The sequence below is a fragment of the Natronorubrum thiooxidans genome (assembly GCF_900156475.1).
In the GTDB taxonomy this organism is placed as follows: domain Archaea; phylum Halobacteriota; class Halobacteria; order Halobacteriales; family Natrialbaceae; genus Natronorubrum; species Natronorubrum thiooxidans.
The window spans coordinates 126,173-134,069 of sequence record NZ_FTNR01000013.1 but is presented as its reverse complement, the minus strand read 5'-3'; the positions used below and the strand labels follow the sequence as shown (position 1 = coordinate 134,069).

The following is a 7,897-nucleotide window of genomic DNA, read 5'->3' as shown; positions in this document are numbered from 1 at the left end:
TGGTGTGCACAGCTAACACCTCCTCATTCCTTCCGAAAAGAATCCCCGATAAGCCGCCGCTATCGTTCGGTTTTGCGCCTAACTAAAGACGGATGGTCGACCGGCAACCGAAGGGCTGACTAGTTCCGTCATTCGCATCGCCTTGCGTTCATGCGCGTCGAGAGCCAGCACTGCCCGGAAAAACCACGAGAGCGTCACGTCGGTTTTGTGCAACCCCTCTGCCCGCTCACGACCCAATGATGTCAACGTCGCTCCCTCGTACGGTTCGTGGCTGACGAGGTCTTTTGCCTCGAGTCGCGTCACGAGACGTCTCGGAATCATCGCCTTCGGAGTCATCAGGAGCTCCGAACAGCTGGACGTACAGCCAAGCCCAGAGCCGAGCACGTTGGGAGCGGGGTGTCCTTCGCATACGTCACACTCTCCGAGTCAGATGGTCGCGAACGGTTCGCTGGCAGTCCGCTAGCACTGACTCGAGGCGCGTCAACGTCGACAGGATGGGATACGAAACCGGGAACTCCTGATAGAGGTATCTTACGAGCAAGCGGTGTTTGAGACTGAGCTGTGCATCCCGACTCGTCGTTGCCTGAATGGTCTCCTGCCGAGCGAGGAGTCGCTTCTCACATCGATCCCGGTGAGTCGATAGCTGTTCATGACATCGCCGAAGTTCGGGGAACCCTAACTCGAGAAGCGAGGTCTGATTGTGATCCACCACCCACTCGGTGATGGTTTGGCAGTCGTTGGCGGCCGCCTGTAGCGACTCGCGCTCCCGATCGAGTGCGCTGCCCATTGCATCGAGTTCCCGCCGTCGCTGTTGGGTTGTCGCACAGATCGCACTCTGAATCTGTGTGGTGACCTCGGCGTCCGTTCCGGGTGCGAGAACGAACGCAATAGGGTCACCGAGTTCCTCTTGGATCGTCTCGAGCAGCGATTCCTTGGCATCGAGATCGGCAACACTGTATTTATGGACGGTCTCGGCGAATAGCTCGCGGATGCGACGGGAGTCGGTCGTTGTCGATTCGCTCTGTGATCCGCCCGAGACGGAGAAACATCCCCCTGCGGTAGACGGATTCACTGAGGCTGCCGTCGCTGGCTTCGGCGACAGCGACGCGACTCCCGAGTGAAATCGTTCGTAGGCCTGACGCTCCTCATCGACGTGGGTTCGTTCCCGCTCGACGCGCGACAGTGCACTGTCAATGTGTGTCTCGACCGGCATTTCAGTGCACCTCCGGAGCGAAAACGTGGCCGGTTTGACTGAGCGTCTCCGGGTCGCCGACGGGACGAAATACGACCTGCCAGCCGTCGTTGGACGAATCCATCCAGGTTGGAACCCACGCGTTGTCACATCGGTGGATAATGAGAGCGATCGGAAGCAGCGGCAGTCGACCGTCGCGCGGTTGAAGCGTGTATCCGGAGACCTCGATGACGAGTTTTCTGGACTGCCCGCCCATTGCCTCGGTATCGGTTATCCGAGCACCCCGACGAAAGAGCCCAATTTCTTCGAGCACGGAAAGCGATTCGTCGACGGACCCTTTTTTTGAGGATCGCGTTTCGATGTCCATCACGTCTCCGGAGACGTACTCCAACCGGTCCGCTGCTGCCGAGAGGAAGGTAACCTGTTCGGATGAATTTAGATGGTCGGTGAGTTCGACCGCCATGCTCTCCAAGAGGCGGATACACAACCCGTTCGGGTCCGAGAGCTCTTCAGCGTGTGCGAAGTACGCGTCCATTATTTTGGATTCGACGACGTCGTAGCCGTGCTCTGAGAGTGTCTCGAAGACCACTGCGGCGACACGGTGACAGAACTCCACAAATTCGCGGGCGACTGTCGGCGGGCGATTCACGACCGGTTCAGGGAGCGACGCTGGATACGTGGGCGGCGAGCCACAGCACGTCTCGATACGCGCGGGTCGAGTTTGGACGCTGACGGCCTGACACACGATGATATCGTAGTACGGAACCTGCGGGTCGTACCGACGGAGCGCCTGCCGGTACTGTGTGGTGGCCTGTGCGGCCGCTCTCGCCGTGGCCCGCGTGTCGAACCGGAGGTCTGAGGCGGGAACAGGGCGGTCGCCGAATCGCGCACAGACGAGATAATACTCGCCGTCGTCGCTAGCCAGCGACTCGATACGCTCGTGGATCTCGGTGAGTGTTGTGCCGATCATGGAAGACTCCGCCGTACTGCTGACTCGGACGGATGGAAACCGGTCAGGCGGCTTCGAGTACCATCCCCTACCGCCGTGACTGAACTGCCGATACCGACGGGTGGGCCGCTTTCCCCTCGTCGTTCGGCTGGCGTCGAGAACGGTGTCTGTTCGTTCATGAGGCGTCGCTACTGTTCGAGGGACGGGTGTGTCTCCTGATCGTCTGGGTGACGATCGACAAAGCGATCCTGCATAACGGCTAGCGCGTTCGATTCTCGTTCGTCCTCGTCAATTTCCTCACAACCGGGCGGGAGATCGCGCTCGCGGTCCGTGAAGTAGTCCTTGTGGGCGACCCAGTCGTGATAGAACGGGTGATCGTCGTCCTCGAGGATGGTCACGCCGACCTCGGCACTGTGGCCGGCACAGACGATCGCCTGGTGGGGCTTCTCGGCGAGTCGATCTGCCGCGTATAGTCCGTCGACGCCGGTCCGGCCGCGCTCGTTGGTGTCGACGAAAGCCTTCCCGCGGTCAATGATGCCGACGCCTTCGATGCCATCGAGGTGGCCGACTTCGTTCTTCGTCGCCGCGACGACGTATTCGGTGCGGTAGCGCTCTCCGCCCTCGGTCTCCCCTGCGAATCCGGATCTGTCGTCGGACTCCTCGACGCGAACGACCGTGTCCTCGATGCGCTCACAGCCGGCCGCCTCGGCCTGTTCACTGAGCAGGTCGAGCAGTTGGCGGGCGTTGACGCCGGCGGGGAAGCCGGGAAAGTTCTCCAGGTGAGCGTTTCGGCGGAGAATCGACTGGCCGGCATCAACGACCAGAGTATCGAGGCCGTGGCGGGCGGTGAATATCGCTGCTGAGAGGCCGGCGACGCCGCCACCTACGACGACCACGTCTGATGGAACGGTGGTGCTCACGGTCAGATGTCTCCGTTGATGATGTCTGCGACGCGCTGGCGATCGAATAGCTGTTCGTCCTGAGGGATATCGATGAGTGTAGGGAACTCGCCAAACAGGTCCGGATATAGCTGTTTGGCGAGAATCTCGCTCACGAACAGGCTAATAACCGGCCCCTGGTACCGTCCGCCACCGCGGAAGATATTCCCTTCCGTAACGGCGGTCAATTCGCTTCCGACGGCGCTCTCTTCCAGTGGGGTGACGAACTGTTCCTCGAACGTCTCACGATCGATCGAAAGTGTCGAATCGACGAAAATGTACTCCGGGTCGGCTTCGAGCATCCCCTCGTAGTCTGTCTTCCAGCCGTCGGTGAGGTCGATACCGGCGAACGCGTTCTCCACCCCGAAGAGCCGATACTGGCGAGTCGCAACCCCGTCTACAGTCGGGTCGGCGATCATGAACTGGCCGTCGGCTGGCGTAGACGCGCTGTAGAGTAGCCCGGCCGACGGGTTCGACTCCGGAGCGGCCGATTTAAGCAACGAGACGAAGTCTTCGTGGAGCTCTCTGAAGGCCGTTGCTCGTTCAGGATCATTAAACAGTTCGCCCGCCAGAGAGATGGCTTCGAGGAAGGTGTAATACGGGAACTCAAACTCGAGACCGATCTCCTCGCCGTTCCACTCGTTCCGGATGTACGAGCCGGTAAACGGCGCGACGTTCTCGGTAATCTCCTCGAAGTCACCTTCGTCCCAGCCGGCGTAGTTCGCAACGAGGATTCGATCCATCAGGAACATGTCCACGTCAAGTTCGTAGAACTGCTCTTTGCCGTACTCCTGACGTGGGCCGAGATTAATAATGCCGTCCGTATCGAACGAGACGCCGGGGAGCTGTTCGTAGTACCGGGTCGGATATTCCGCTAAGTTAGATATGGCAGTGGGTTCTGATGCGAACGCAAACCCGAAGTCGGTCCAGGCACCGCCGATGGTCGCGTACGTCTCCGGCGGACGGTCGAACGTTGCACGCCCGTATGGTTCAATTGCGGCGTCGTATCCCTTCTGTTCGGTAGTTTCGGTTTCGGACTCTGGGTCGGGGGTTGGCGAGTTATTCCCGCCAGTACACCCGGCAAGCAGCCCGCCAGTGACGACTACGCCGCCGTACTTCACGTACTCTCTTCGTGTCGGAGCTTCGTGTCGAACCGTACTACTGTCGTTATCGCTCATGGTCAGAACTCCCCATTGATAATGTCTGCTACCTCCTTGCGGTCGAACAGTTGTTCATCGACAGGAATCTCGGGATACGGACCGCCGTCGGATGTGGGCCACTCGCCGAACTCTTCTGGGTAGAACTGCTTTGCGCTCATTTCTAATTGGAACAGGTTTAGCACCGGTCCCTGGTAGCGAGCGCCCTGCGGGAAGACACGCCCCTCATTCACTGCAGTGATCTCCGAGGCAACGGTGTGTGAGATCAGCGTCGACCGGAGGTTGTTCATACTCACGTTCGGCTGCATCCCGCTCAGGAAGAGAATCACGTCCGGGTCGGCCTCCAGTAAGGCTTCGAAGTCAATGGTGGAGCCGGATTCGAACGAGTTCCCGAACGGGTTCCGAGGTCGAAGGGGACGCGTGTGTGCCGTCAGAAATCCCGGATTGTCGACCGTGTATGCCCATATTTGCTTTTCGACATCTGCTGCGGTAATCATCGCCACCGACGGCCGCTCGCTCTCTGATGGCAACCCCGCTTCGATCGTCTCGATGATATCCGCGTGGATGCTGGCGAGTGCGTCGTACCGCGCTTCCTCTTTGAATACCTGCGCGACTTTCTCGAACTGCTCCCACAGACTGTAGTACTCGTAGTCGCTGTCCCATTCGCTGGTCGGCTCCTGGCGGCGGTCGCTCAGTGAATTCCCGAACCACGGGGAGATGTTCTCGTCGACCTCCATGATGTCGTCCGTATTCCACTGGTCGAGTTGGACGACCCACGCGGGATCGGCCAGGTGGACATCACTTTCGAGTTCGTAGAGCTGCTCTTTGCTCGGTTCCCACGAGGCGTAGGCATCCGACCAGTCGACCGAGACGCCGGGGAGCCTCTCGGTGAACTGCTTCCACGTCGCGTCGTAGTACGCCGGACCGTTGACCGCGTTGACGTCGTCGCCACGGCCGAGTGCGAACGCCATCCCAGCATGGTGTGAAAGGCGAGTGAAGATGCGCTCGGGCACTTCGTCAAACTCGACGGTGCCGACCGGCGACATCGTCACCGAGTAGCGCTGATCTTCTGGCGTCGACGTGTCCGCCTGTTCGGGCGTCGTACCCGAACCTCCGGTACAGCCGGCGATCAACCCCCCGCCGACTATCGCGCTCCCGTACTTTACGTACTCGCGTCGCGTCGGTGCCCCTGTCGTGCTGGCATCGTTGTCGCTCATTGTTTAGCGTTCTCCGTTAATGATGGCTGCAACCCGTTGGTGGTCGAACAACTGTTCGTCCTCGTCGAAGTCGGGATAGCTGTCGCCTTCCTCGTAACGCGGCCACTCGCCGAACTGCTCGGGATACAGCTGCTTGGCCGTCATCTCCAACTGGAAGAGGTTCTTGATGGGGCCCTGGAACGATCCGCCAGAGGCATAGAAGCGGTCGTCCTGTATTGCGGTGAGTTCCCGTCCGACCGGATCGTCCGATACGGTTTCTCGAATTTCATCCCAGTCGTACCACGGGCCGATCGCGAAGATGTGGAGGATGACGTCAGGATCGATTTCGAGCAGTCCCTCGAAGTCGTACGCGGCGTCATAGTTCTCGGCGTAGGTCTTGTTGCTGTCCGCGAAGGCGTCCTGTGCACCCATCGGTCGCGTGTGGGCTTTCCCGAACCCGGGGCCGCTGATTTTGTACGGGTAGAAACTCCCGTCCCAATACGAGAGCAACCCGACAGAGGGACGTTCGTCTCTCGGTGGCAGGTTCGCACGGATGTGTCCGTAGAGCTTCTGGTACTCAGCTTCGAGCGCTTCGAACCGGTCTCGCTCTTGGAATACGTCGGCGACTTTTCCCGAGAGTTCCCACAACGTATAGTATTGGTAGTCGTCGCGGTACGCCTCCGGGGGCTGGGCATGTTGCCGGCTGTAGCGATTTGCGAACCACGGTCCGACGTTTGCTTCGATTTCCTCGACATCGTCTTGGCCCCAGCCGTCGAACGTCGTGACCCAGGCCGGATCCATCAGATGCACGTCGTTGTTGAGTTCGTAGAAGAGTTCCTTATCCATCCCTTCGTCGAACATTTGTGTGAGGCCGTCCGCCGACAGGGAGACGCCGTCGAGTGCGTCGTAAAAGTACTGCAGATCGACGAGATCGTCGGTGAACCCGACGGACGTGAGTGACTCGGTGCGGTCGAACGCGACCAGCATGTCGACGTACTGTGGGCTGTACGCCATCACGTTCGTCGGCACCTCCTCGAACGTGACTTCGCCCACGGGCGACATCGTTACTGAGTAGCTGGTGGTCTCGGTGTCCGTGTCTTCACTGTCGCCATCGCCTACACAACCCGCTAGCAGACTACCAGTAGCGACTGCACCGCCGTATTTAATCGTATCCCGTCGCGTCAGTGCGTCCGTCGTAGTGATGTCATCGCTCATATTCAAATGTCTCCGTTGATGATGTCCGCAACTCGCTCGCGGTCGAACAGCTGTTCCGCATCAGGCACGTCCAGTGGTGCGTCCAAATCGAGTTCACCGAATTCCTCCGGATAGAACAGTCGTGCTGTCAATTCTGTCTGGAAGGTGTTGACGAGCGGCCCCTGTTCGGCTGTTGGTCCGGGGAGCACGCGATCTTCCTGAACTGCAGTCAGTTGACTACCGACCTCGTGGTTCTCCATCGGCTCGATGAACTGCTCGCGGAACTGCTCGCCGTCGAATGCGCCGTCGCCGCCGAATGTTACCGACCCAGTCGTAATTCCCCAGTGAACCAGGATCAGATCTGGATCGACTTCCATCATCGTTTCGTAATCGGTGAGGCCGTACTGGCCGGTCTCGACGCCCGCGAACGCGTCGGCCTCGACCAGTTCGAGGTCACGGTACGGCTTCATCTCGTAGCCGTTGTCCTCTAGATACAACACGTAGAACTCGCCTTTCTCCGGGGCCGAGCCGCTATTTATTAACCCGATAGAGGGCGGCTCGTCGTTGGGTATCCGGGACTTGACCTCGGACAGCAGTTCGTCGTGCAGGTCAAGCCACGCTTCCGTGCGTTCTCGCTCGTCCATGACGGTCCCGACCGCGTCGAACGCCTCCATCAGCGAGGGTGCCTGCTCCGGGTAGCCCAGCTCCTTCTGCCAGTCACCGCGGATTCGGCGGTTATGACAGCCGAAGAACGGGGCGACATTCTCCCCAAGTTCCGCGGTGTCCTCCTCGGACCAGTTATCGCCCCATTGACTCATCAGGTTCGGGTCGATGAGGAAGACATCCGGATCGAGTTCGTACATCACTTCCTTCGACCAGCCGCCGTCCTGCCACAGCGCGGGGTAGTCGGCGTCCCAGTCGATATCGAAGCGGTCGTAGAACAGTGTCGGCGCAGTCAGCCGGTTCGTCTTGAGCTTGTCTGCCTGTCCGAGCGAGACGAGCATGTCTGCCCAGCCCATGTTATACGGTGTGACGGATTCTGGAACCGACTCGAACTCCACTTCACCTACCGGAAACATCGGAACAGTATAGGAGTCGCCGGCCGACCCGTTCTCGCTGGATTGTGCCCCCCCATCATCCCCAGTACAGCCGGCGAGCAGTCCCCCGCCGACAACTGCGCCGCCGTACTTCATGTATTCCCTGCGCGTCGGTGCATCATGTTCTGTCGCTTCATCTGCCATACGATTTAGGCTCACCTAAAACAATATAGT

8 protein-coding genes are annotated in these 7,897 nt (G+C 59.7%); all 8 read right to left on the bottom strand.

The window, feature by feature from the left end:
• Positions 1–78: 78 nt before the first annotated feature.
• Positions 79–336: a helix-turn-helix domain-containing protein gene (locus BW940_RS16315; protein WP_076610274.1), complete on the bottom strand. Its 258-nt coding sequence runs from the start codon at positions 334–336 to the stop codon at positions 79–81.
• 76 nt (positions 337–412) lie between these two features.
• Complete coding sequence (locus tag BW940_RS16310) at positions 413–1,213, bottom strand: DUF7260 family protein (protein WP_076610273.1); 801 nt, start codon at positions 1,211–1,213, stop codon at positions 413–415.
• A gap of 1 nt (position 1,214) precedes the next feature.
• Positions 1,215–2,162, bottom strand: coding sequence for a DUF7551 domain-containing protein (locus tag BW940_RS16305; protein WP_076610272.1), 948 nt, complete (start codon positions 2,160–2,162; stop codon positions 1,215–1,217).
• A 167-nt stretch (positions 2,163–2,329) separates the two neighbouring features.
• Entirely contained in the window at positions 2,330–3,067 is a 738-nt protein-coding gene (locus BW940_RS16300) for an NAD(P)/FAD-dependent oxidoreductase (RefSeq protein ID WP_076610271.1), read from the bottom strand.
• Positions 3,064–4,257 carry an ABC transporter substrate-binding protein gene (locus BW940_RS16295; protein WP_076610270.1) on the bottom strand — a complete coding sequence of 398 codons (1,194 nt, stop codon included), beginning with the start codon at positions 4,255–4,257 and terminating at the stop codon, positions 3,064–3,066. The genes BW940_RS16300 and BW940_RS16295 overlap by 4 nt, the downstream gene beginning before the upstream one ends.
• A gap of 2 nt (positions 4,258–4,259) precedes the next feature.
• A complete protein-coding gene (locus BW940_RS16290; RefSeq protein ID WP_076610269.1) occupies positions 4,260–5,453 on the bottom strand; it encodes an ABC transporter substrate-binding protein in 1,194 nt (397 codons plus the stop codon).
• A gap of 3 nt (positions 5,454–5,456) precedes the next feature.
• Entirely contained in the window at positions 5,457–6,647 is a 1,191-nt protein-coding gene (locus BW940_RS16285) for an ABC transporter substrate-binding protein (protein WP_076610268.1), read from the bottom strand.
• A 2-nt stretch (positions 6,648–6,649) separates the two neighbouring features.
• Entirely contained in the window at positions 6,650–7,867 is a 1,218-nt protein-coding gene (locus tag BW940_RS16280; RefSeq protein WP_076610267.1) for an ABC transporter substrate-binding protein, read from the bottom strand.
• Positions 7,868–7,897 lie beyond the last annotated feature (30 nt).